Consider the following 25,841-nt stretch of genomic DNA (forward strand, 5'->3'; position numbering starts at 1 on the left):
ATTTAGATGACATCGATAGAAAAGAGGGATTCAGATATGAAAGTAACTATTTTTGGAGCGACCGGAGCGATTGGTAAGACGATTTTGTGGGAATTAATGGATCGTGGGCATGAAGTGACCGCGGTGGTGCGTGATCCGTCCAAGGTGGAGATGGTGCATGAGCGCTTGCGTGTAGAGCAGGGGGATGTGCTTAACCCGGATCAGGTTGCTGATTTTGCAGCGGGACAAGAAGCGGTAGTAAGTGCTTACGGGCCGAAGTTTGGCGAGGAAGAAGAATTGCTTGAAGTAACACGTTCACTGATTGAGGGTGTACGCCGTGCCAATGCCGGGCGTCTGGTTGTTGTAGGCGGAGCAGGTAGTCTGATGACAGATTCAGGTGAAATGCTGATGAATACCCCGGGTTTTCCAGAGGAAATCAAACCTCTTGCACAGGCTCATGCGGATGCTTATGGACTTCTGGAAGAATCCAACATTCACTGGACGTATATGAGTCCGGCAGCAACGATCACGACAGGGCGGAGAACAGGTCAATTCCGGATTGGCATGACTCGTGTCATTACAGATGATCTGGGCGAAAGCAGCATTTCTGTAGGTGATTTTGCCGCAGCGTTGGTGGATGAACTAGATGATCCACAATTTGTTCAAGCGCGATTTACGGTGGGGTACTAACTGAGGATAGATAAGCAAATGGGATAATTATAGATGTGACAGATAAGCCCTTGGCGCAAACCACGAGTGAGTGGAGAACCAATGAGACATGAATGGGTTGAAAACTAATAAGGCACGAATGGTCGGAAAACGAGTAACACACGATAGATAGGTAAACTAATGGCAATGGAAAACTTATGAGAATGGAATACCTATGAGTGTGATGCTCTAAGCAGTGTTATTCATAACGCGACCGGGGAGGGATGAGTGTTGTTTATCGTAACCGCCGATCAGATGCGGGCTGTGGACGAGTATACGATTCAGCAGCTTGGTATTCCTGCGGCCAGTCTGATGGAGAATGCAGGCAGAGCTATCGCCGAGGAAGTTATCAAGCTGTGCCGGGAAGGGCAAGAGGATGGCAGGCGGGATGATCGTGGCTGGGGTGAAGGCGATCATGCTGAAAGTGATGAAGCACGGCACAGAAACATCGGTGAGGGCGGGGGTGGCTGGCCTGATCGCGGCCAGCGGAAAGAGGCGGCGTGGCGGGCGCATACCGGGCCCGGCGACCGCGTAGGTTACGGGGGCGACATCATCGCCGATCCGGCGCTGGTGATGGCGCATCCCGGTGATCAGCATTGGTACATGCTGATCGGCAAGGGCAATAATGGCGGCGACGGGTTGGTTGCGGCGCGCCATTTGGTTGAGGCGGGGCTGGGCGTGACGTTAGTCTACGCCGATGCCCCGGAGGCACTGCGAGGCGCAGCCGCAGTGCAACGGGATGCCGCCGCGAAGCTCGGCATCCCTGCCGTTGTCCACGGGCGCGAAGCCGTGGACTTTAGCCAGTGCACAGGCATCGTCGATGCGCTACTGGGCACCGGCTCGCGTGGTGCGCCGCGCGGAGCATACGCGGCGCTGATTCGCGCGGCGAACGACAGCGGTAAGCCGGTCGTGTCCGCGGATGTGCCAAGCGGGCTGGACGCCGACACCGGTGAGGTGTACGAGCCGTGCATTGAAGCCCGGTTAACTGTATGCCTTGCGCTGCTTAAGCGTGGGCTGGTACAGTACCCGGGCGCTTCTGCCGCGGGGCGCATCGTTGTGCGCGCCATCGGCATTCCCGCGCGCCTTGCGCCAGAGCATGGCCCCTCGGTGCGTCTGCTGACGGACGAGGTGCTGCGGGGTACGCTGCGCGTGGACACAGGCCGTCGCCGGGCACCGGACGGCCACAAGGGCACCTACGGCCATGTATTGCTGGCCGCAGGAAGCATGCCGATGAGCGGCGCTGGCCTGCTCTCGGCCAAAGCCGCGCTGCGCGCAGGTTGCGGGCTCGCCACATGGGCGCTACCCGCGGCACTGTTGCCGCATGTCATCGGCACCGTGCCCGAGCTTATGCTCGCCGCTGCAGCCGATGGCGCCAGCGGCGAATGGAACGCAGCTTCCGCCGCAGCGGTGCTGCGCCTTGCGGAGAGCCGCGACGTGCTTGCGACCGGCCCGGGCCTTGGTCGCTTCGAAGGCGACACCGACTGGCTGCGCCGTCTGTGGCAACAGACGGATCGTCCGCTCGTCATCGACGCGGACGCCCTCAACATGCTGGCAGATGCAGGCCCAGATGGGCCACGCACCTGGGGCCAGCGCAGTGCGGCGACCATACTGACGCCGCACCCTGGCGAGATGGGCCGACTGCTGCGCATGTCGACCCCTGAAGTGCAGCGTGACCGAATTGGACACGCTGCACGGTACGCCCGCGAGCAGGGCGTGACCCTTGTGCTCAAAGGAGCACGAACGGTCATCGCAACGCCTTCCGGCGAGGCGTACATCAACACCACCGGCCACGCCGGCATGGCAACAGGCGGTGCCGGAGACGTGTTGACCGGCATCATCGCCGGTCTGCTTGCTCAAGGGCTAGGCGCGGAACAAGCCGCCGCGTTCGGTGTATACCTGCACGGACAGGCTGCCGAACGGGCGGCGCTGCTACGCAGCGATTCATCTTCTCTGCTAGCAGGAGATATTATTGATGCACTGTAGAGGTGTGTTCAATTCAGCGTGCAGGATCACACGGAAGCGATAATGTTTAAATACCTATCACATGAAAGTATAAACATATGAAAAAGGAGCCTGCGATCATCTCGAGGGGCTCCTTTTTCATATGAAGTGAATTTATAAATGATAGACAATCCATATATCGTTGTTTATTGGAAGCATCGAGCCACCAATCCGAAAACCTTGCTACAGTATTAACCCAACTCATCTACCCAACCATCGTACATTCCGTCAGCTCAACTCATCAACCTAACCATTGCACATTCCGTAGCTAGACTCATGAACTTAACTTTCGCATATACCATCAGCTCAAATCACCAACATGACCTACTGCCTACTCAAGTGTTGACGGAACAACGTTTCTTAGTGCCGATCTGCATTCTTTTTCAGGGTGAACATTTCTAACGATCATGAGAAACCTTATTGGGCAAGTATTCACCCGTTTTATTTTCTAACGATCTCAGGGAACCTTATTTCAATCATTTATTATAAAAAGGAGACATTTCCCTCCATTTTGGCCCAAATAAGCTCTCTGGGGATCGTTAGAATTTCAAACGACTCAGAATCATGCAAATAAGCTCATCTGAGATCGTTAGGATAAAATTTAATTTTCACTCACCTTTCGCTCACATAATCCTCATACTCCGCGCGCATATATACTGCAGCTTCATTGATTACTTTACTACAGGTACATACATCTCATGGACTCCTCTTACAGACGAAAACGCTGGAGTTCCTGATGCATTTCAGCACTGATATCACGAAGTGACTTGACCTTGATACTGGCTTCGGAGAAAGAACGTTGTTGTTCTGCGGTGGAAGCAGTGATCTCTTCACTGCTGGCTGCAGATTGCTCGGTGATGGCACTGATGTTTTCAATCGCCTGTTGCACCTGTGAACTAAGTTTGCTGGATTGCGACATGTCCTCTGCAAGCTGCTGAATGCCTTCGCTGATGCGCTCCGCACTCTCGCGAATCGCCGAGAAGGATTGTTGCGTCTGACCCGTGGCGTGCTCCTGTTCCCCAAAGAGTTGCATGCTTTGCACCACGGAACTTTTTACTTTTTCCATCGAGGCTGTAATCTCGTTAACGGCGGCATAGATATGTTTGACCGATTGAGCAGACTGCTCGGCCAGCTTGTTCACTTCTCCAGCCACAACAGCGAATCCGCGTCCGGCTTCCCCGGCACGTGCAGCTTCAATGGAAGCGTTAAGGGAGAGCATGGTGGTCTGCTTGGCAATCTCGGATACATATCCCGTCATCGTTGTAATGCGAGCCGCGCTTTCTTCCAGCTCCAGCACGGTTTGTTCCACTTCGGACATGGCATGGCGATTTACTTCGGCGAGTCGCAACTGTTCTTCAATCGCCCTGTTTCCCTCTTCCACTGTGGTTAGCACATCGCGTCCATCCTTGGCAGATTGGGCAGTGGCCTCCAGATTATGGTTAAAGGTAGACTGCATCTTGTCTACGACTATAACCGTTTCGCTGAGATCTTCCGCAATTTTTTGACTGCCAACGGACAGCTCTTCTGTGGTACGTGACACCTGCTGTACGATGGCTTGTACCGTATCATTACCGCGATCAATATCCTGAGCCATCTGATCGACTCGCTGCCCCGCCGTGTCAATGGATTGGATGATCCCGCGAATATTATTCGTCATTTGCCCAAAAGAACGGCTCAGATCATCCAGTTCATCTTTCCCCCGAGGTTCCGGCAGCGTTTGGGACAGGTCACCACTGGCAATATGCCCGGCAGCATCCTTGATCAGACGAATACGCTTGGCTATCTGACGTGATGTGTACATATTAAAGAGCATGACGGCGATGAACAAGAGCACAGCCCCGCCAAGAGCAATCTGCCATGTCTGCTGGATGTCACTCTCCAGATCGAGCGTATATTGAGTGTAGCGTCCCCGCGTTATCTCATTCAGTGAGTAGATGTCATTCTGTATGCCTCGAACCCTTGCACTGTAACGTTTTGCTTCCGCACTATCCATGCTGCTCATCGCTTGGGTTGCACCCTGATCCAGTGCTTGCAGCTTCGTTCGAACCGTTTGGATGAGCTGTAGCTCCTGATCCGTTTCCAGCAATCCACCTTTGAGTTCCTTAATCATGGCTTGGCCTTCTTTTAAAAGAAGCAGAACAGCTTCCTGATTGCCGGCAGTCATCGAGAAGGAATAGACATCCAGTGCCTGCTGGGTCTGAATCTGGTTGGAGTTCAGCTCGCTTACCTTGAGCATCGCAGGTACCAGATTTTGATTTTTTGCATTCATGCTAAGCAGTTCCATAATAATATAAGCGACCAGCGCAAGGCATAGAAGCAGTGAGATCAGAGCATTGACAATAAGTTTTCCCTGTAGTTTCATATGCGAGCCTCCTCGAATCTTGGGTTATGGATTCACTGTGATTTTGGTTTGACCCGAAGAAATTTTGGCTTTCAGATCATCGAAAGTCCGCTGTTGTTCATCACTCAGCGTGATGTTATGCAGTGCAGTTAAGCCTACAGCATTCTCGGCGAGTCCTTCTACGATCTCCTTTTTCGGGAAGGTATGTTTGTTCTCGATAAAAGACTTCACGGCGTTGTAAATGGAGACATCTACATTTTTCAGCATAGATGTAAGAATTGCTTTTTCCGCCAAAAAGAATTGATCCGTATCAACACCAATGGCGTATTTGCCGAGGGATTGAATCTCATTCAGTGCGCCGACACCGGTAAGACCAGCGGCTACATAAATCACGTCAGCACCTTTCTCCTGAATCATTTGCTCCGCAAGCTGCTTACCCAGATCGGCATTTCCAAAATCACCGGCATACACAATATCTACAACGGCTTCCGGATTAACAGCCAGCACACCCTGTTTGAAACCTTGTTCAAAATTTTTGAGTACGGGAATTTCCATTCCGCCCAAGAAACCGACATGTTTCTCCTTGGAAGCCATGCCTGCAATTACACCTGCCAGATAGCTGCCTTCCTCTGCACGAAATGAAATGGAAGCGATGTTAGGCAGCTCAGACGTACTATCGATCAGAAGGAATTGCTGGTCAGGATATTTGGCAGCGACCTTTTCCATATCTGCTTTTACGGTATCGCTGAGTCCAATAATAAGATCAAATTTGTCTTTGGAAAATTCCTCAAACGAAGCTTCTGCAGTTAACTCCTTGCTTGGTTCACGATAGTCAAAAACAATGCTTTTCTCGTCTCTCGCCTTGACCAGTCCGTTAAAAGCCGCATCATTAAAAGATCGGTCTCCCAGACCGACCTCTGTAAGTACAATTCCCACTCTGGTCTTTACGTCAGTGGTTGCTGTTTTAGAGCCGGTTGAACAAGCAGCTAACATGATCAGTGTCAGGGCCAGAAGCATGGTGAGCCCTAAACGGATGAACATCGTTGTTTTCATGTGAAATGCCCTCATTTCTGTAAGTTTCTTATGTAATAATTCTGGAAATATACTGGAAGATGGATGAACCCCAATCATCTATGCAACGAGTTTTTCCCTTTATCTATATCGGTGAAAAAATCCGTTTTTTTACGATCTCTAATGAAAATTTACAGAAATATAAATCTATTTCATGAATTATACATAGTTTTTACAATTATGTTGTTTAATCATTCTTATAAGAACTTATGAGTTGGCATCGTGATGCCGTAAAAAAACAAAAAAAGCAAAGTAGAGCGAGAATCCTACTCTACTCTGCTCTGCTTTGCTTTACATTGCCTTGCTCAACCTTTACATTCATCACGTTATGGATTTCCTACCACGCCGCAATCGAGCCGTCCGTCCGACTTTCCGTTCCGCCGCATAACACACCTGTGTCCGGGTTGCGCCATATGATCTGCCCCCGTCCGAATTGGGACGAATCCAGCTCGGTTTGGATATTATGTCCTCTGCGAGCCAGCGCTTGGGCAATATGAGGAGGGAAGCCTTGCTCGACCAGTATCGTTTTGTCTTTAATCCACTGCCAGCGAGGTGAATCGAGAGCGGCTTGCGGATTCAGATGATGATCAATCGTATTCATAATGACCTGCACGTGACCCTGAGGTTGCATAAAACCGCCCATGACCCCGAAAGGTCCGACGGCTTCACTGCCTTGGGTGAGGAATCCGGGGATAATCGTATGATACGTGCGTTTACCCGGCTCCAGTGCATTCGCATGTTGCGGGTCCAGCGAGAAGTTATGTCCGCGGTTCTGGAGTGCAATGCCTGTACCTGGCACAACCAGCCCTGAACCAAAGCCCATATAGTTACTCTGGATAAAAGAAACCATGTTGCCTTCGCCGTCTGCCGCAGCCAGATAAACGGTTCCGCTTCCGCGTGGATCGCCTGCCTCGGGCGCACGTGCGGTATCCCCAATCAGCTTGCGCCGTTCTGCGGCGTAGGCTTCGGACAGCATATCTTCCACGGATACGCCCATTTTTCGTTCTTCCGTAATGTATTTTTCTCCATCGGCAAAAGCCAGCTTCATCGCTTCCAGCTGTCGGTGATAACTGAGGACGGATTCCTTCTCGGTGAAGTCGAATCCCTTCAGTAGATTGAGTGCGGATAGGGCAATGAGTCCTTGCCCGTTCGGCGGAATCTCCCATACATCATAACCCCGGTAGGAAACGGAGATCGGATCAACCCATTCCGGCTGAAAAGTCTTCAGGTCATCTCGTGTCAGGTAACCGCCGTGTTCTGCCATAAAAGCATGAATGCGTTCCGCCAGTTCTCCTTCGTAAAAGTCTCGCGCTTCGCTCTCGCCAATCCGGCGCAACGTGGCCGCATGGCCCGGCGAGCGCCATAGTTCCCCCGCCGCGGGTGCACGCCCGCCAGGGGCAAACGTCTCAAACCATGCACGCCCTGCTTCCGCATCGCCCTGGCGTGCGTAGACCTCGGCTGCCCGTGCCCAGTGGCGGGCCAGCCCCGGCGCAAGCGGATAACCTTCCTCCGCATAGCGGATGGCCGGTTCCAGCACTTGCGCCAGCGTGAGCCGTCCAAACCGACGGCTCAGCTCCGCCCAACCCGCCGGTGCGCCAGGCACCGTCACCGGCACAACCCCCAGCTTCGGCATCTCCGTATAGCCTGCCGCTTGTAGCACCTCAATCGAAATGCTCTGAGGCGCAGGTCCACTGGCATTCAGGCCATGCAGCTTGCCCTCCGTCCAGACGAGGGCAAAGGCATCGCCACCAATGCCATTGGAGGTCGGCTCCAGCACGGTGAGTGCTGCCGCTGTGGCGATAGCGGCATCAATCGCATTGCCGCCTTGTTTCAACACATCCAGACCAGCCTGCGCAGCAAGTGGCTGCGACGTAGCAACCATGCCTTGCTTGGCGTATACCGGCACACGGTACGAGGAATAAGGTTGATAGAGGGGATCAAAGTTCATTCGTCAATCAGCTCCTTGTCACGAGATGTCAGATTCCGTTGTTTAACCGGAGTGTAGCTTCTAACCCTTTTCGCAACCGACAAGCCAATCTCCTGCCAAAACATCCAAATCCAACCTGACATCAAGGGGCAAGAACATAGAATATAAGCAAAGCCGTTTGAATGTACACATACTCATGCCAGTAGCCCTTAAGTTGTCACCATATCGCCGCCATTGACATGGATACATTCGCCCGTGACATAGGAGGAATCGCGTGAGGCCAAATAGACATAGGCTGCAGCTAGCTCGTAAGGTTGACCTGCTCGGCCCATGGGTGTATCGGTGCCGAACACCTGCACATCTTCAGCCGAGAAGCTGGCAGGAATAAGCGGAGTCCAAATGGGTCCCGGAGCCACGGCGTTTACACGGATGCCTTTGTCAGCGAGCGATTGGGAGAGAACACGAGTGAGGGAGACGACAGCGCCTTTGGTCGATGAATAATCAATGAGCCTCACATCACCTTTGTAAGCTGTAATGGAGGCGGTGTTGATGATGGACGCCCCTTGGCACAGATGGGGAAGGGCAGACTGGATCAGGAAGAAATACGAGAACACATTTGTTTGAAACGTATGATAGAGCTGCTCCTCGGTGATGTCGACAATGCTTTGCTGTACATACTGCACGGCGTGGTTGTTGACCAGTATATCGATTTTTCCGAACGTTTCCATTGTCTTGCGAATGACGGCTTCGCAGTTTGGTTTTAGTCGCAGATCCGTCTCGATGAGCAGACAGCGCTGACCCAGCTCCACGATTCGGTCACGTGTCCATTCCGCGTCCGTTCGTTCATATAAATAAGCGATCACAACATCTGCACCTTCTTTGGCAAAAGCAATCGCCGCCGCCCGACCGATACCACTATCGCCGCCTGTGATAATCGCAACTTTGCCTTGCAGTTTGCAACTGCCAATATAAGCAGGGTCTTCACTGATCGGTTCGGGCACCATCAGCGATTCCAGACCGGGCTGCTGATCCTGATGCTGGGGCGGAAAAGCTAACTTCTGTGGTTTGCATACCGTCTTCTCACCGTAAAATGGATAGACAGGGTTCATGGTTTGCATATCCTCCTCGAACGTTCCTTGATAAGCCTACCCTATGCATTCATCCCGAAAAAGATGCAGTTTGGCCGTGCTATAAGCTTGTGTTCTACCGAAAATATATACCATAATAAGGGAGTAACCCTTTTAAATTTGATGGAGGTGTCAGGAGCCCTATGAACATTCAGGGAATTAATCATTTGTGCTTTTCCGTATCGAATCTGGAGCGATCCATTACGTTCTTTGAGCAGGCTCTCGGTGCCCGAATTCAGGTGAAAGGACGCAAACTGGCCTACTTCGAACTGGCGGGCCTTTGGATTGCTTTGAATCAGGAGGATGTGCTTCGGAATTATACGGAACGAACCTATACCCATATTGCGTTTACAGTAAAAAGGGAAAAGTTTGACGCTTCGGTGGAGCAGTTAAGAGCCGCAGGTGCGGACATTATTTCCGGAAGAGCGAGAGATGAACGGGATGGGAGATCGGTTTATTTTACAGACCCGGACGGGCATCTATTTGAACTACATACAGGCAGCTTGAAGAAGCGGTTGGACTATTATCGTGAGGCTAAACCGCATATGACCTTTTATTCGGAATAACTTAACTACACATCAAGGCTTTGGAGAGGCGGTTGTCTATAAGATGACCGTCTGTTTGTGTTGCACAAAAGAGTAGGATCGATGTGGCTGGAGTAAAACTTTTGAATTTCTATTTTTAAATCTAAAGAATTCTTTAAAATTCTATACAACTATGCCGAAAAAACCGATAATTTAACTTAGTAAAGGATTAAATTGTAGGAGGGATTGACCCGCAAAGATTAGCCCCATATATAGGTTATCAAAGATATATATTGAAAACGCTCTTAGCCATACCTGCTGTTGATTCAAGGAATGAACAGAGAATATCCATTTAAAGGAGTAATGACATGAACAAAAAGCTAAAGAGTTATATGATAAGAGCCCTGTGTGCACTGCTTATCATAAGTTCATTCCCCATTGGTGTGAACACTTCGTATGCTGCGGGGCCTATTAGTGCCACAGAATTGGGCTCGCATGACTTTTCACCACCAGCAGGTGTGTATTATCCGTTTGCTTCAGACCCACTGCTGTATATAGGTGGAAGTAGCTCAAGTGGTGTTGGGTTGTTGCATGCTTTTGCTCAATATAATATACCGGCCAGTGGGTTCCCTTCTAGTGGCAACAAGGCAGTTTTATCCTTGACAGTGAGTGGTTTGACAAATACAAATGATGCGACGTATCCTCCGATTTTACAAGTGTGGCAATATGTAGGTTCTACACCATTTAATCCTTATGGCAATGATTGGCCTTCGAGCATGTCTTCATTATCCAGTAATCCGAATTATGTATTATTGGATACTATAAATTCAAGTAGTATACAAGTAGGGGCTACATTGCAGTTTGACGTAGATGCTGCTGTGAAAGCAAAAGCAGGAAGTAATGTCCAATTTTTGCTTACAGGTCCAGCCAGCTCAAGCATGCCTTCTACTGATAATCGAATAGAGGTAACAGTAGCTCCTCAATTAGTTGAAATCGCCGGTGCTGCTCCAGCTAGCGCGAGCACATCAACGGTATCTGCTTCTCCAACAACTGTAACAGCGAACGGAACAGCCAGCTCTACAATCAACGTAACCGTCAAAGATGCGAGTAACAATCTACTTAGCGGAAAGACCGTTACATTAACAAAAGGCTCAAGTAACTCCGTGATCTCACCTTCTTCACAAGTCACTAATGCAAGCGGTGTAGCTACGTTTACCGTAACCAATACCAAAGCAGAGCAATCAACCTATACCGCATCGGTAGCGGCAGATGCCGTAACGATCACGCAAACAGCCAGTGTAACGTTCCAGCCAGGGCCAGTCAGTGCAGGGCAATCAACGGTCACAGCTTCCCCAACTACACTTACAGCGAATAATACGAGTAGCTCCACCATTACCGTAACACTTAAAGATATCAATAGTAATCCTATCCCTGCTCAAGATGTCACATTATCGCAGGGCGGTGGTAGTTCTACAATCTCGCCAACGCTATCGACTACGAATGCCAGTGGTGTGGCTACCTTTACCGTGAGAAATACGAAGGCAGAAGCCGTAACCTATACAGCATCTGCGAATGGTGTATCGCTTACGAACACACCAACGGTAACGTTCCAGGCAGGAGGCCTAAATGCAAGTACTTCAACGATTACCGCATCCAAAGCGAATGTGATCGCGAATAATACGGACAATGCAACCATTACGGTGACTTTAAGAGATATCAATAATAATCCAGTCGGTAGTCAAGCCGTTACCTTAATGCAAGGAAGCGGCAGCTCGTCCATTACAGCGACTCAAGGAACGACCAACGCGAGCGGAGTTGCAACATTTACAGTAAAAAGCACCAAAGCAGAAACGGTAACATATAGTGCGTCAGCAGGCGACACAACAGTTGCAACCACAGCTAGCGTTACGTTCCAACCAGGAGCTGTTACCGCTTCGCAATCGACTTTGAGCGTATCCAAAAACAGCGTGTTTGCAGATGGAAGCGATAGCAGTACGGTGACCGTCACACTCAACGACGCCAATGGCAATGCAGTGAGTGGTAAAAGTGTAACGTTATCGCAGGGAAGTGGTAGCTCTACCATTAATCCATCGACAGCGGTAACGACCAATGCCAGCGGTCAGGCCATATTCACCGTAACGAACGTGAAGGCAGAAACGGTAACCTATACTGCAACCGATGCAACGGATAGCCTCACCGTCACTCAAACGGGAGCCGTTACGTTTGTACCCGGTGCAGTGGACGCAGCAGCCTCCACCGTTGCTGCTTCTAAAGCGAATGTGATTGCGAACAATGTCGACAGTGCGACCATCACCGTCACGCTCAGAGACGCAGGTAACAATGCGATCAGTAATAGATCGGTAACACTGAGTCAAGGAAGCGGAAGTTCTACCATTACAACAACGCCGGGAACAACCGATGCGAACGGTGTCGCGACCTTTACCGTGAAGAGTACCAAGGCAGAAGGTATCACGTATACCGCTACAGCAGGCGGTGTGACAGTTACGGCTACAACAGGCGTGACCTTCCAGCCGGGCTCGGTTAGTGCTTCTGTATCCAAAGTCGAAGCATCTAAAGCAAATGTATCGGCAGATAACGTAGATACCAGCATTATTATGGTGACGTTGACCGATAGCAATGGTAATCCGATCGGTGGCAAGAGCATTACACTTGCACAAGGAAGTGGAAGCTCGACCATCTCTCCATCGACCGCAGTCATGACGAATGCGAGTGGTCAGGTTGCATTTACCGTTACAAGTACAAAAGCCGAGACGGTGACCTATACAGCAACGGATGCAACAGATTCGATTACGATTACGCAGACCGCAAGTGTCACTTTTGATCCAGGCGCGGTAGATGCCAATCTATCCACGATCAGCACATCCAAAGCGAATGTAGCTGCCGATAATACAGATACCGCAACGATTACCGTTCATTTAAAAGATATTAGCGGTAATGCCATTAGCGGCAAAAATGTGACGCTGTCTCAAGGCAGTGGCAGCTCGACGATTACAGCAACGCAAGGAACAACGGATGTGAGTGGCGTGGCTACTTTTACTGTGAAGAGCACGAAGGCAGAAGCGGTCACGTATACCGCTGTGTCGAGCAGTGTGACGCTTGCAGCTACAACGGGTGTAACCTTCCAGCCAGGTGCAGTTAGTGCATCTGCCTCCAAAGTCGTTGTTTCCAAAGCAAATGTATCGGCAGATGGAACGGATAGCAGTACAGTAACCGTGACATTGAACGATATTAACAGCAATCCGATTAGCGGTAAAAATGTAACGCTATCGCAAGGAAGCGGAAGCTCGGCGATCACACCGTCGACCGCTGTCGTAACGAATGCGGGCGGACAGGCCGTATTCACAGTAACGAACAATAAAGCAGAGACGGTAACGTATACCGCTACCAATACTACAGATAGTATGACCATCACACAGACGGGAGCAATTACCTTTGATCCGGGTGCTGTCAATTCGGCTCTGTCTACAGTAACCGTTTCGAAAACGACCGTTGCTGCCGACAATACGGATAGTGCCACCGTAACCGTGACGATCCGAGATAGTCAAGGCAATCCCATCAGTAATAAAAATGTCACGTTATCACAAGGAAGCGGCAGTTCTACGATCACGCCACAGGCTGGTGTGATGACAGATGGGAACGGTGTCGCGACATTTACCCTGACAAGCACGAAGGCGGAAAGTGTAACCTATACCGCTATTGCTGACAGTGTGACGCTGAGCCTGCATCCCGTACCTGTTACATTCACACCGGGTGCTGCGGACGGAACGACTTCGCAAATTACAGTTTCCAAAGCAAGTGTCTCCGCGAATGGCTCTGATTTTTCGACCATTTCGGTGACGGTAAAAGATATTCACGGCAATGTGATTGCAGGTCGTAATGTGACCTTGCAGCAAGGAAGCGGCAGCTCACTGATCTCACCTGCTCAAGCGACAACGAATGTGGACGGTGTAGCCAGCTTTACCGCTACTAATACAAAAACTGAAAACGTGGTGTACACGGCTACGGTAGTCAATGACAGTGTGTTGCTGAGCCATGTGGCTAATGTGAATTTCTTGTCGGCCAATGCTTATCTTAACGGGCTGGATATATCGTCAGGTTCACTTATTCCAGTGTTTTTACCAATGGAAATCAACTATGTAGCGAATGTAACAGATGATGTGTATCAAATTACGTTTACACCAACTGCAGCAGATAGTCATGCAACCATTCGAATAAATGAAACTGCTGTTCAAAGTGGGTTAGCATCTACTCCAATTTCATTGGTGACAGGTAGCAATACGATTACGGTTGAAGTGCTTGCAGCAGATGGTAAGACACGCCAAAGATATACTATTGTTGTCATGCGCGAACCGAATAAAGATGCACGTCTGAAGGCATTATCTGGTTTGCCAAAAGCATTGACGCCTGCATTTGATTCGGCTGTTACCAAGTACACTGTTCATGTAGCAAACCATGTGGAACAGTATGAAGTACAGGCAGAATTACAAAATGAGCTATCGAACTTGACGGTCACAGGTGCAGTTTACGATAGTAGTATAAACGCTTATGTGACTAACCTTCAGGTTGGAACAAATACAATTCAACTGAACGTTACCGCCCAGGATGGCGTAACAGAAGCAAACTATATCATCGAAGTGATTCGTACCTCTGTACAGGATGAAGTAAGGAGAGCGCTGAACAACTTAACCATCGGTTACACAGGTGACGATACTTGGGAGTTTGTCACACGTGATTTACTGCTAACGAATACTCAAGATGACCTTCCGGTCGTATGGAACACGAGCAAACCCGATATCGTAGAGAGTAATGGCACCGTGACACGTCCGGCTTCTCAAGAGTCGGCTGTTATCTTGACGGCTAGTATAGAGTATCTAAATGTAAAAATGAGCCGAACGTTCCTGATTGTTGTCAAACCACAGGGATTAAGTGTCGTTAGCTCTGGAGTTACACGAAACGTGCCTATCCGGATTGGTACCAGCAACACCGATGTCGAGCAGACACCGATTACACGCAAGGAGCTGTCGGACGGTAACAAGATTGATAAAGTTATCGCTACAACATCTCAGCTATCTAATGCATTGCAATCAGCGGTTACTAATAATGAAAGCAATGTACGTGTAGTCGCTACGGATATTCCAACCGATCCGGCCGATGAGGTGACCATCGATGTACCCGCTTCTTCCTATGATCCATTGGCGGGTGTGGTGGATCTGACATTGGAGACCGATTATGCTCACATCATGCTGGACAAGTCTACATTGTCGCAACTGAATACAGCAGGTCAAAGTTTATTCTTCCGATTTGTACCGATTCGACAAGCAAGCCAGATCACACAAGTGAAGGAGCAAGCGCTCGCTGATCCACTCGTAAAACAGGCTGCGAGCACGGGTACGGCATCCCAGATTGGGACACCGATGACGATTGAAACCAATTACAGCTCCTACAATACAACCTTGCTGTTCCCGGCATCTAAGCTGAACCTGCCAACAGGTAGCGTTTCACAACAAGCCGCTTATGCTGCTGATTTATATGTTTATATCCAGCACAGTGACGGTGAGATTGCGTTACAGCGTGGAACGGTTCAATATGATGCAAATGGGCAAATTGAAGGTATTGCTATTACCATTAACAAGTTCAGCACATTTACGATTCTGCACGTTCAACCAGCCAACTCATCTTCCGGTGGAGGAAGCGGATCGGATGGTGGAAATGCCGGAGGTGGAAGCACTTCTCCAGCATCTACCCCAACACCGGGAACTAAACCTTCAACACCAGAAGAAACACCGACGCCTGCGCAGCCAGGAGCTTCAGGTGAGCATGCGTCCTACATTCAAGGTTATCCAGACGGTACATTCCGTCCTTCACAAACAACGACCCGTACCGAGCTTGCGTCCATGTTGTGGCGTGTTATGCTGGAAAACGGCAGTCAGCCAGATCCGTCTGTTTCCGGAAGTTATTCGGATGTTGCTCAGTCCCATTGGGCGTACGAAGCTATTCGTCAGTTACATTCCAAGCAGATCATGCTGGGGATCACGACAGATCAGTTTGTACCCAATCGTGCACTAACCCGTGCAGAGTTCGCTGTGCTGGCTGTACGTTGGCAGCAACTGACGACAGATGGTTCGGGAGAAACTTCGTTCACGGATATCACGAATCATTGGGCAGCGCCAAGCATAGCCGTATTGGTGCAAAAAGGCATTGTTAAAGGGTACACGGATGGAACATTCCGTCCCAATGATGGCGTTACTCGTGCTGAGCTCGTAACGATGATGAATCGTTTGCTCAAACGCGGCCCGTTAACGGGTGTAACAACTCCGACATGGAAGGATGTTTCTTCAACTCACTGGGCTTTTGCGGATATTGAGGAGGCCTCACAGTCTCATCACTACAACGTATTGCCTAGTGGAGCCGAGCAATGGATCAATAACTGAGGGTAATCTCAGTACAGCAAACTTAAGGGCGGCATCGACCAAGATGCCGTCTTTTTCGTTGTATAGCAGTCGTTATTAGAAAAGAAAATGGAATTAAAGCTCACATATCTATTGTGAAAACAATGGAATAAACGATAAACTGGACAAATGGAACCTTAATTTACCAATGTTAAATTCATGGGTTTAATCTTAAGGAGGTTTGTCATGATTCAGTTTCCGGAACCGGATGTAGAGCAGTATTTCCAGACGTATCGTATTTCGCATTTTGCCGTATCAGCGGATGAGAAAAAGTTGTATATGGATAGCAACCTGAATGGTCAGCCGAATATCTGGGCGATGGACTTGCCGGGAGGGTATCCGTATCCACTGACGTATTTGAACCAAAGCAGTCAATTTATTAAAGCTGATCCGCAAGGGCGTCATCTGCTGACCGCTTTTGATCGAGATGGGAACGAAAACTATCACCTCTATGCGTTGCCACCGGAGGGGGGAGTTCCGCTTCCGATTGTCCCAGCTGATCCGAATGACCGCTGTTATTATGCTCATTTATCTGAGGACGGAAAACGGTTATATTATAACACCAGTTCAGGCAATCCGAATTATATGAATGCACGCCTTCGTGACCTGGAGACTGGTGAAGACGAGCTTTTGTATCAGGGAGAAGAGGTAACCAGCAGCCTGATTGCGGTAAGTCCCAATGAAGAAGCCTATGTAATCCTGAAAATGTACTCCAACACGTATCAGACTGCTCATCTGCACCGGAACGGAGAATCTCATGCCATAGTACCGGTTACGGAGCGGCAGAGTCAGGTTCCATATGTTCTATTTGCAGGTAATGACCGTTTGTTGCTGATTACCAACGATAACTCGGCATATGCCTATGTAGCTGAGTATGTCATAGATACGGGAGAATTCCGTGCGTTGTGTCATATTGAGGGTGAAGATGTAGATGAAATCCGCTGGCATGAGGCAACTGAAACGTTATATATCTGGACACTGACCGGGCCGGAGTATCATATGTATGCGCTGGAAAAAGGTACTGGAAAACCTCGCCGCATGGACATGCCGCTCGATACGATTGAACAGGTGAACGTGACCAAATCCGGTAACGTGTATATTCTCGGACGTGGTGCTGTGCAGCCGCATAATATCTATCGACTTGTTGCAGATAGTGAGTCCTGGGAGCCGTTAACGGCCAATCGAGTAACCGGTCTGAACCCGGATGATCTCGTATATCCAGATGTCGTGCGATACCATTCCTATGACGGGCTGGAGATTGAAGCATTGCTGTTCAAAGCGAAGCCGGAGCAGGCGAACGGATACAGTGTATTCTGGCCACATGGCGGGCCACAGGCATCGGAAGCCAAGTTTTTCCGTCCGATGTTTCAGTTGTTGCTTGCACAAGGGTACAATATCTTCGCTCCGAACTTCCGGGGTAGCACAGGATATGGTGCTGAATTCGTGAAGATGGTTAATCGGGATTGGGGCGAAGGACCGAGACTGGACTGTGTTGCAGGCATTGGGTGGTTGTTTGATCAGGGGATTAGCTCGCCAGAGCGTTTATTTGTGGTAGGCGGTAGTTATGGAGGTTACATGACGCTGCTACTTGCAGGTCGTCATCCAGAGCTGTTCCGTGCAGCAGTTGATATCTTTGGCCCAAGCAATCTGTTTACTTTCCTGGAATCTGTACCGGAGGATTGGAAGCCAATGATGGACAGATGGCTGGGTGATCCGGTACGTGACCGTGAACGCTTAACCAAAGATTCCCCGATTACGTATCTGGATCAGATGGTGAACCCGATGCTAGTCATTCAAGGGGCCAACGATCCAAGGGTGGTCAAGGCTGAATCGGATCAGATTGTAGCCGCACTTCAGGAGAAAGGTGTAGACGTCGAGTACATCGTATTGGATGATGAGGGCCATGGTTTCTCCAGAAAAACAAATGAAATTTTAGTTTATCGTAAAATGGTAGAGTTTTTGCAAAAGCATCAAGAGACTCCTGTTGCACAAGTTTAATTCGAATCATTTGATCACCATAGACTTCAGTGGATCATTCGTATGAGGGTGACAAGAGGTAGCTCATACAGACATGGAGTCTACTATAGAGCAACAAATAATAGCCAGTGATCACAAGGATCACTGGCTATTTTTGTTTCAAGTCAATCACATGAAGTTGTTATTTATATATCATCTGGTAGTCACGGATTCCTTTAGCACCTACAAGCCGCATGCTTGTCTTACAATCAGAACGTTCAGTCCAGCAAAGAGAGTACCTTCTCGATATACCGCTCTGCCCACGGAGCAAAAGGTAGATCAGCTTCCCAGGTCACTTGTCCTGTCGCCTTCGCCTCACCCCACCATAGAATACGTTGATACAATAGGTGAATCAGAAGGCGCGAACGAAAATGTTTACATTTTTCCACATCGTCTGCACAGACGTTTTCCCGGTAATGATGAAGAAATCTCGCGGCCAGATCAGGCCTGTCTTCCCGGAGGTATCTTGCGGTTATTTTAGTCAGATCGGCTGTGCCATCACCAAAATAGGCCGTCGTAAAATCAAATAATCCACTGATTCTCCAAGAGGATGCAGGCGGATCTGTTTTTTGGATAAGAAAGTTCTCAACTTTGAAATCTCCCATGACAAATTCATGAACCGTCGAGACTAAAAAAGCAGACTCGGACTGTCTCAATTGCTCATCCACCCAGCATACATCATCGTCAGTAATGACAGAGTACTTCTCCGCATCATGTAACCAGTGGCGGATGCTTCCGTACAGCCAGTCCAGATACGAGCCGGCAAAAGGCATGATTTTGTCTGCCACAGGATCGTATTCTCCGGCATCCGGAACTTTCCAGTGATGCAACTCGGCTAACGTTTCAGCCAGTACATCTGTAATGTCTTTATGATCTTGTGAAGTTAGAGTCGTTTGGAAAACAGGATCATATAGATGGTTTCCAGGCAACTTGGGCATGATTACGTAACTCCAGCCCAGTAGCTGCGTGTCCTCCTGAATCCGATAGGGAACAGGCACAGGGATGGTAGTGCGCGCCGCCAGTTGTTCCACGAAAAATTGCTCTTCCTGAAACTGTCCGTTGTATAACGGATTGCCTTTCAGAATAAACTCGCCTTGCGTAGTTTGAATGAGCAGGGTTTGCCCCATCACCCCTTCAGCTGTCCGGTGAGAATGGACTAATTTCCCGAGATTGAAATGATCAAGTGCCCGTTGCAGATCGGGCTCCGAGACATGACCGAGACTATTGGAAGCAAAGTAAATGCGAGTCGTCATAAAAGGGCTCCTTATCTTCTGTTTAGTCCAGCTCCGCTCTTGAAAACAGGTCGAGAATAAGATCACGTTGCTCACATGCCTGCTTGAATCCGAGAATAAAGGATATGAGCGCTTCTTTGTCATCTGTATAAGCACAGAACATATCCGCTTCCGGATCGAAACGAATAACCGAAGTCAGATGAGGCATCTTTTCTTCAAGAAAGACAGATGCGAGGGAGGCCCAATCGTACCCGCCACCTTCGAAACCTTCATCTGCGCGTGAGTCAAATACGTCTTGAAGATATGTACCTGCATTCAGAATCACGGAATAGGAATTGGTTCCTGCATCAATGAACCTAAAAGGGGCAATGGCTTCTTTAGAGAATGTTGACACGCTTTGGTTCTCAGTGAATACAGCAGTAATTGCTTGTTCTTCATCAAGAGAGTCAGAGCCTTCCTCGTCAAGCAAATTAAAATCCTCTTCGTCCAGCAAACCCCGAATGAAAACTTCGAAATTCGGTGCCAGATAAGTAATTTCATAATCGCTTTCCTGATCCACATGAACGACACAAGGTTCGCCTTGAGGGCCGCAGAAGCGATAGTCCAGCATGACGACATCATGACCGGCAGACGGGCAATCACAGATGACAACCCCGAGGTCAGGGTATCCCCAGTCTTCGATCATAAAGCGACTGCCGAACTCTCCACCAAGGGAATACATCTTATCCCGTCCAATACCCAAGATGCTTGTAATGGCGATATGATTCTCTGCCCAACTTGTACCTTCTTGGGTCGGAAACGTTGTGCGCGCAGGAAAACCGCCATTTTGCGTTTTCATTAGCTGGATATAGGAAGCTGGCAGTTTGTAGCCGAGTTCCTGTTCAATGGATTGAATTAATTCCTCGTCAAAAGGAGAAGACACATGGTTATCTTGCGCATAATCGCTATACCGCCAGAATGTTGCGGGATCGTATGTGCCTGAAGCAACCTGAAGCTGGTTTAGTGTTCCGCTTTGCTCCCACTCTGCCTGCTCCGTCTCCCAGCGAATGCGATCCCGATCCATTTTAGCTGCTTTCGGGCGAATCCAGTCCAGGTATTCCAGGGTAGACTCATCATTGGGCTCAAGTCGATTCGCTTCTTCAAAAGCTGCCTGTGCCAGCTTGTATTCAGCGACGTAACAGTAGGCATAACCTAACCGGAAGTGCCATAACGGGTCTAGTTGGCCTTGTTCCTTAACGCCTTGTAATAGTTTAATGGCTGTGCGATACTCTTCCAAATTGTTATATGCTCTTGCAAGCTGTCCGATCGTTTCGGCATCCTGCTCGGATTCGGGTAATGCCTCAATACGTTTAACGATGAGCGCATAGTCTTCCTGTTCATGCCAAACATTAATCTGTTCCAGCAACTCTCTATCCATGATTAGACCTCATTTCATCGTGAAAGAATAGGAAACTCTACCCACTATTTTACAAGGTTTAGAGACAAAAAAACACTCTCTCATACGGGTAGCCGTAAAGCTTCCCAGCATGAGAGAGTGTGCAGTGTTAGACGTTATTCTACAAATCGTCAAATCCGTTATCGTCGCCGACTTTACCGTAGTTACGGGATTTGGCTTCGAAGAAGTCTGTTTTCGTTGCGTTCAGCGCTTCGTCGGAGAAAGGTTTGATCCAAGGCATGCAGTTCACGTCAACGCCTTCATATGCCTTTTCCATACCCATTAGACGCAAGCGTTTGTTCGCTGTGTATTTAATGTAGTCTTCCAGCTCGTTCAGGTCGATGCCGCGAACGTTGCTGAGTGTATAATGTGCCCAGTTCGTTTCCAGCTCAACTGCGCGGTCAATCGTTTTGTACACGTAGTCCATGTTTTCTGGTGTGTTCAGTTCAGGGAAGTCTACCAGCAACTGTTTGAACACTTCCGCGAAGAAGTAGCAGTGCTGATTTTCATCCCGCTGGATGTACGAGATCATCTGGCTGGTTGCCATCATTTTCTGGTCACGAGCCAGGTTATAGAAGAACGCAAATGTACTATAGAAGAAAATACCTTCGAGAATCAAGTCAGCAACCATCGCTTGGAAGAACGTCTGTGGAGACGGGTTGTCCCGGAAGCTTTGATAAATATCCGCGATGAAACGGTTGCGGTCCAGCAACACCGGATCATGTTTCCAATATTCGAAAATCTCTTTCTGCTCCTGATCGGAAACGATGGAAGACAGAACGTAGGAGTAGGATTGGTTATGCACAACTTCCTGTTGTCCGATGATCGCCGAGATCGCTTCCAGGGAAGAGTCGGTAAAATAACGTTTCACGTCACCAACAAACATCGTTTGCATGGAATCCAGTACAGCCAGCAGGGAGATGTTAATTTTGAACGTACGTTTCTCTTCTTCGTCCAGTTGGGCAAATTGGGAAGCATCCTTGGACATCGGAATCTCGTCAGCGATCCAGTGGTTAAGCAACAATACTTTGTACAATTTGTACATATGAGGCATACGAATGTCGTTCCAGTTCAGGATACCCGAGCATTCACCTTCAATAATACGTGTCGATTGGTTAGGCGCTTCGGTATTGAAAATTTTCTGTACTTGCATAATCCGTTCACTCCTTGAATGAATTTAAACTATATAACGATGATGACAGAACAAGCTTGTACTGTTTTGGCTGGCATATATTTAACATCTTGCGATGCTGTGGTCAGGTTTTGGGCAAAAAAGAACCAGGGCAACGCTATTTTGCATTCAAAACAGGGATGCCCCGGTGGTCATCAAGATCAGCGTGACAGAATGGAGGTGCCCATATCCATCACGATGTTACCATTCTTATGTGGATCAGCTTGCGCAGGAATCACATTCCTCGATCGTTAATGCACGGCTACGAACATAATAGGTCGATTTCATGCCGGCTCTCCAAGCGTGAAGATGCAATTCCAGGAACTCCGTCGCCTTAATATCCGGACGAACATACAGGTTGAAGCTTTGACCTTGGTCAACGTGACGCTGACGGGCAGCAGCCATATTGATGGAAGCATGTTGATCCACCATAAATGCCGTTTTGTAGTACCAGATCGTTTTTTCGGAAAGATCCGGTGCCGGGTTGGCAATTTTGTATGTTGTTTTCTCTTCATAGGACAACAGCTCATAAAGTGGATCGATACTTGCTGTTGAACCGGCGATGATGGAGGTGGAACCGTTTGGTGCGATAGCAAACATCCATGCGTTACGTACGCCGTTTTGTTTGACTTGTGATTGCAGTTCTTTCCATTGATCTGTAGTTACGAATTCGCCTACGCGCTCACCCGTTGTGTACTCGCGTTGATCGAAGTAATGACCACTTTCCCAGTCGGAGCCTTTGAACTTCGGATAATGTCCTTTTTCTTTGGACAGTTCCATGCTGGCTTGAACGAGCAAATAGTTAATTTTTTCATACAGATTATCGTTATAGGTAACAGCTTCTTCGGATTCCCAACGAATGCCTTCGAGCGCAAGCAGGTGATGCAATCCGAACGTTCCCAGACCAACAGCGCGATACTGACTGTTCGTGTATTGGGCTTGAAGCACCTCAATGTTGTTGATGTCAATAACGTTGTCCAGCATACGAACCTGAATCGGAATCAGACGCTCCAGTACGTTATGAGGTACCGCGCGAGCCAAGTGGATCGAGTTCAGGTTGCAGACGACGAAGTCACCAGGCACTTTGGAGATCACGATGCGTGTCTGACCATCCTTGGTCACCAGTTCTTCTTTTTCCACCACGGTAGCGGATTGGTTCTGCATAATTTCAGTACACAGGTTGGATGAATACACCATGCCATGTGCCCGGTTAGGGTTCGAACGATTTACAGTGTCACGGTAGAACATGTACGGTGTACCTGTTTCAAGCTGTGATTTCATGACACGTTTCATGATGTCGATTGCTTGTACCGTAATACGGGACAACAGCGGATGATTCACGGCTTCTTCGTATTTCTCGCGGAATGTACCTTGACCCTGAGTTTCATCGTAGAAGTCTTCCAGACCCAGTGCACGGCCGTTCTCATCTTTCCAGCCCATCACTTTTTTCGTCTCGTGCGGGCAGAACAAGCTCCATTCACCACGACTTTCGACACGCTCCATGAACAGGTCAGGCAGACAGATACCGTGGAAAACGTCATGTGCACGCATCCGCTCGTCGCCGTTGTTCAGCTTCAGGTCGAGGAATGCCAGGATATCTTTATGGAAAACGTCCAGGTAAACCGCAATCGCACCTTTACGTGTGCCAAGCTGGTCTACGCTTACTGCTGTGTTGTTCAACTGGCGAATCCAAGGAATAACGCCTGAGCTTGTGTTTTTGTGACCGCGGATGTCTGAACCACGTGCTCTGACTTTACCGAGGTACACGCCGATGCCGCCGCCCATTTTGCTCAAACGAGCTACGTCTGTATTGGAATCAAAGATCCCTTCGAGCGAGTCATCTACTGTGTCGATGAAACAGCTGGAGAGCTGTCCGGCTACCTTTTTACCTGCGTTGGACATTGTCGGCGTAGCTGCCGTCATATACATGTTGCTCATCGCCCAGTAGGCTTCTTTCACCAGATCCATACGTTTGTCAGCAGGTTCCTGGTGCATCAGGTACATGGCAATGACCATGTAACGCTCCTGTGGCAATTCCATGACTTTTCCATCAAAATCGTTGGCGAGGTAACGCTCAGCCAGTGTGAGCAAACCGATGTAATCGAAGAGCAGATCGTTGCGATAGTCAATGCACTCCGCAAGTTCGTCGATCTGTTCCTTGGTGTAACATTCCAGCAACTCTTCGCGATAGATGCCTTTTTTGACAAGGTCAACGATCAGCGGATGGAATGCACCATAAGGTTCGTCCGGGTAGGATTTGTATCTGCGGTTGGTTGCCGCTTTTTTGTAAAGGGAAGTAAGCAGGGATCTCGCTGCTGCAAATTTCCAGTTCGGCTCTTCTTTCGTTACCAGTTCCAGAGCGCTCATCATAAAAGCATTGCTGATCTCATCTCCGGTAACTTCGTCACGACGAAGTTTGCTCGTTACTCCGCGAACCAGACGTTCCTTGTCGAGCATGTCCAGTCCTTCCAGGATACGGTCGGCATATACCGAGATACGCATCTCGTCAAAGGCAAGCTGGCGATTGTTCGGCTTGGTCACAACTTGTGGCATGAATATTCCTCGCTTTCACATGATAAAAAGATAATGATAAAAAAATAAATTAAACAATTCTTTGAAAATAAGAATTGGAGGTCTACAACGGTGAGTAAAATTCGGATTTTGCGGACTACAGTGGCAGTAACCAGATACGTTTGGGATGAAATCATGCGACAAGGAGTGGACAGAACCTGCTCATACAAAAAGCATTCCCCTTGCCTTACGGCTGAAAATGCCCATTCATGTTCTGGTTTTTGACAGTCTTATCTATGCATGCCTTCGACAGAACAAGTTGCTGTATGTAAGCTTTTGTCTGATCATTTCATACCTGTGAATAATGTTAACGGACGCAGTCCAAACAGCCCCGTTAACCTCCATGCCAGCCCTGTCTTCGAGAAAGCGATTTACACCTACAGGGACGTGCCTTTGGAGGTGATTTCATCTTGTTTTTCGATAGATTCCAGATGCTGGTTATAAGAAGTGGGGTATCCCGTTTCACTATATTTTGTTGTTGTTATACTAATGTACCCCAACATATAGTGTTTGTAAACAGGGAGGAAACCTTAAAACGTAATTCCGAGTATACCATCTAAGCCAGAAATCCGCAAAGGAAAAGGACTGGAAGATTTGAAGATTCTGCGAAAAAAAATTTACGGGATTTGGAATGACGTCATAACGTCAGTTTGAATTGGAGCACTTTAAACTGGTAAAATAAAATCAGTCAAAACTCGACTAAAACTTGAGCGGCAACGGTTCGAACGGTGCCCAGAGGAGGCAGAGCGAAGTGGCAATTGCAGAAGTAACCGTTATTCCGATTGGAACAGGAACCACCAGTCTGAGCAGTTATGTAGCAGACATGCAAAAGATATTGGAAAGACAACGTGGCATTACATATCAGTTAACTTCGATGAGCACCATTATTGAAGGTCCGCTAAATGAAGTTTTCACCGCCATCGCGGCTTTACATGAAGCTCCGTTTCTGTCAGGAGCCCAGCGTGTCTCCACATCCGTGAAAATCGATGACCGGCGTGATAAACCGGATGCTTCCAGCGTGCAGAAACTGCAATCCGTACAAGATAAGCTGATTTCACTACACAACAGGCCGAATTGAGAAACGGAATAAAACCCATTTTACGCGGTAAGTCTCAATAGGGGCTTGCCGTTTTTGAGTTTTGACAAATGACTCAAAATACGCGGTGCTCTGTCCTATATCAAGAATGATAAGCCAGTTGCCAAATGTAAACCGGGGTATCTACATCGAGAAAACAGTTCAAGGTTTTGTGATCATGTGCATTCAAAAA

15 protein-coding genes are annotated in these 25,841 nt (G+C 48.7%); 6 read left to right on the top strand and 9 right to left on the bottom strand.

What is annotated here, in order from left to right:
- Positions 1-36 precede the first annotated feature (36 nt).
- Both H7T88_RS23765 and H7T88_RS23770 read left to right on the top strand, forming a co-directional pair.
- The gene (locus H7T88_RS23765) at positions 37-669 is read left to right on the top strand and encodes an NAD(P)-dependent oxidoreductase (RefSeq protein WP_090918666.1); all 633 of its coding nucleotides are present in this window, start codon (positions 37-39) and stop codon (positions 667-669) included.
- A 249-nt stretch (positions 670-918) separates the two neighbouring features.
- Positions 919-2,670: an NAD(P)H-hydrate dehydratase gene (locus tag H7T88_RS23770; protein ID WP_221790673.1), complete on the top strand. Its 1,752-nt coding sequence runs from the start codon at positions 919-921 to the stop codon at positions 2,668-2,670.
- 727 nt (positions 2,671-3,397) lie between these two features.
- On the opposite strand, the gene H7T88_RS23775 is transcribed toward H7T88_RS23770, so the two are convergent.
- The 5 genes from H7T88_RS23775 to H7T88_RS23790 all read right to left on the bottom strand — a co-directional run bounded on the left by H7T88_RS23775 (position 3,398) and on the right by H7T88_RS23790 (position 9,136).
- Entirely contained in the window at positions 3,398-5,050 is a 1,653-nt protein-coding gene (locus tag H7T88_RS23775) for a methyl-accepting chemotaxis protein (protein ID WP_221790675.1), read from the bottom strand.
- A 24-nt stretch (positions 5,051-5,074) separates the two neighbouring features.
- Complete coding sequence (locus tag H7T88_RS23780; protein ID WP_221790677.1) at positions 5,075-6,082, bottom strand: BMP family lipoprotein; 1,008 nt, start codon at positions 6,080-6,082, stop codon at positions 5,075-5,077.
- A 355-nt stretch (positions 6,083-6,437) separates the two neighbouring features.
- Positions 6,438-8,048 carry a gamma-glutamyltransferase family protein gene (locus tag H7T88_RS23785; RefSeq protein ID WP_221790679.1) on the bottom strand — a complete coding sequence of 537 codons (1,611 nt, stop codon included), beginning with the start codon at positions 8,046-8,048 and terminating at the stop codon, positions 6,438-6,440.
- A complete protein-coding gene (locus H7T88_RS28885) occupies positions 8,045-8,170 on the bottom strand; it encodes a hypothetical protein (RefSeq protein WP_260511104.1) in 126 nt (41 codons plus the stop codon). The genes H7T88_RS23785 and H7T88_RS28885 overlap by 4 nt, the downstream gene beginning before the upstream one ends.
- A gap of 66 nt (positions 8,171-8,236) precedes the next feature.
- Complete coding sequence (locus tag H7T88_RS23790; protein ID WP_154985271.1) at positions 8,237-9,136, bottom strand: SDR family oxidoreductase; 900 nt, start codon at positions 9,134-9,136, stop codon at positions 8,237-8,239.
- A 161-nt stretch (positions 9,137-9,297) separates the two neighbouring features.
- On the opposite strand from H7T88_RS23790, the gene fosB reads away from it, so the two are divergent.
- The 3 genes from fosB to H7T88_RS23805 all read left to right on the top strand — a co-directional run bounded on the left by fosB (position 9,298) and on the right by H7T88_RS23805 (position 18,146).
- Positions 9,298-9,720 (top strand): metallothiol transferase FosB, encoded by a 423-nt coding sequence (fosB, locus tag H7T88_RS23795; protein ID WP_221790681.1) that lies wholly within the window; start codon positions 9,298-9,300, stop codon positions 9,718-9,720.
- 326 nt (positions 9,721-10,046) lie between these two features.
- The gene (locus H7T88_RS23800) at positions 10,047-16,130 is read left to right on the top strand and encodes an Ig-like domain-containing protein (RefSeq protein WP_221790683.1); all 6,084 of its coding nucleotides are present in this window, start codon (positions 10,047-10,049) and stop codon (positions 16,128-16,130) included.
- A gap of 204 nt (positions 16,131-16,334) precedes the next feature.
- Positions 16,335-18,146, top strand: coding sequence for a S9 family peptidase (locus H7T88_RS23805; RefSeq protein ID WP_221790685.1), 1,812 nt, complete (start codon positions 16,335-16,337; stop codon positions 18,144-18,146).
- Between the two features lie 236 nt (positions 18,147-18,382).
- Here H7T88_RS23805 and H7T88_RS23810 read toward each other — a convergent pair whose 3' ends face one another.
- The 4 genes from H7T88_RS23810 to H7T88_RS23825 form a co-directional block, all read right to left on the bottom strand.
- Positions 18,383-19,417, bottom strand: coding sequence for a phosphotransferase family protein (locus H7T88_RS23810; RefSeq protein ID WP_221790687.1), 1,035 nt, complete (start codon positions 19,415-19,417; stop codon positions 18,383-18,385).
- A 22-nt stretch (positions 19,418-19,439) separates the two neighbouring features.
- Positions 19,440-20,813 carry an Imm51 family immunity protein gene (locus H7T88_RS23815; protein WP_221790688.1) on the bottom strand — a complete coding sequence of 458 codons (1,374 nt, stop codon included), beginning with the start codon at positions 20,811-20,813 and terminating at the stop codon, positions 19,440-19,442.
- 139 nt (positions 20,814-20,952) lie between these two features.
- On the bottom strand, positions 20,953-21,984 hold the full coding sequence (locus H7T88_RS23820) for a ribonucleotide-diphosphate reductase subunit beta (protein WP_090918646.1): 1,032 nt from the start codon (positions 21,982-21,984) through the stop codon (positions 20,953-20,955).
- 237 nt (positions 21,985-22,221) lie between these two features.
- Positions 22,222-24,555 carry a ribonucleoside-diphosphate reductase subunit alpha gene (locus tag H7T88_RS23825; RefSeq protein WP_221790690.1) on the bottom strand — a complete coding sequence of 778 codons (2,334 nt, stop codon included), beginning with the start codon at positions 24,553-24,555 and terminating at the stop codon, positions 22,222-22,224.
- Positions 24,556-25,324: 769 nt separating this feature from the next.
- Here H7T88_RS23825 and H7T88_RS23830 point away from each other — a divergent pair.
- A complete protein-coding gene (locus tag H7T88_RS23830; RefSeq protein ID WP_090918642.1) occupies positions 25,325-25,651 on the top strand; it encodes an MTH1187 family thiamine-binding protein in 327 nt (108 codons plus the stop codon).
- The last annotated feature ends 190 nt before the right edge of the window (positions 25,652-25,841 follow it).

The organism is Paenibacillus cucumis (ex Kampfer et al. 2016), assembly GCF_019748695.1.
Classification (GTDB): Bacteria; Bacillota; Bacilli; order Paenibacillales; family Paenibacillaceae; genus Paenibacillus; species Paenibacillus polysaccharolyticus.

Excerpts from the sequence above, each read along its gene's own strand:
- H7T88_RS23780 (WP_221790677.1), bottom strand. The coding sequence starts at position 6,082 with ATGAAAACAACGATGTTCATCCGTTTAGGGCTCACCATGCTTCTGGCC.
- fosB (WP_221790681.1), top strand. The coding sequence starts at position 9,298 with ATGAACATTCAGGGAATTAATCATTTGTGCTTTTCCGTATCGAATCTG.
- H7T88_RS23800 (WP_221790683.1), top strand. The coding sequence starts at position 10,047 with ATGAACAAAAAGCTAAAGAGTTATATGATAAGAGCCCTGTGTGCACTG.
- H7T88_RS23765 (WP_090918666.1), top strand. The coding sequence starts at position 37 with ATGAAAGTAACTATTTTTGGAGCGACCGGAGCGATTGGTAAGACGATT.
- H7T88_RS23810 (WP_221790687.1), bottom strand. The coding sequence starts at position 19,417 with ATGACGACTCGCATTTACTTTGCTTCCAATAGTCTCGGTCATGTCTCG.
- H7T88_RS23785 (WP_221790679.1), bottom strand. The coding sequence starts at position 8,048 with ATGAACTTTGATCCCCTCTATCAACCTTATTCCTCGTACCGTGTGCCG.
- H7T88_RS23825 (WP_221790690.1), bottom strand. The coding sequence starts at position 24,555 with ATGCCACAAGTTGTGACCAAGCCGAACAATCGCCAGCTTGCCTTTGAC.
- H7T88_RS23815 (WP_221790688.1), bottom strand. The coding sequence starts at position 20,813 with ATGGATAGAGAGTTGCTGGAACAGATTAATGTTTGGCATGAACAGGAA.
- H7T88_RS28885 (WP_260511104.1), bottom strand. The coding sequence starts at position 8,170 with ATGTCAGGTTGGATTTGGATGTTTTGGCAGGAGATTGGCTTGTCGGTT.
- H7T88_RS23775 (WP_221790675.1), bottom strand. The coding sequence starts at position 5,050 with ATGAAACTACAGGGAAAACTTATTGTCAATGCTCTGATCTCACTGCTT.
- H7T88_RS23790 (WP_154985271.1), bottom strand. The coding sequence starts at position 9,136 with ATGAACCCTGTCTATCCATTTTACGGTGAGAAGACGGTATGCAAACCA.
- H7T88_RS23805 (WP_221790685.1), top strand. The coding sequence starts at position 16,335 with ATGATTCAGTTTCCGGAACCGGATGTAGAGCAGTATTTCCAGACGTAT.
- H7T88_RS23820 (WP_090918646.1), bottom strand. The coding sequence starts at position 21,984 with ATGCAAGTACAGAAAATTTTCAATACCGAAGCGCCTAACCAATCGACA.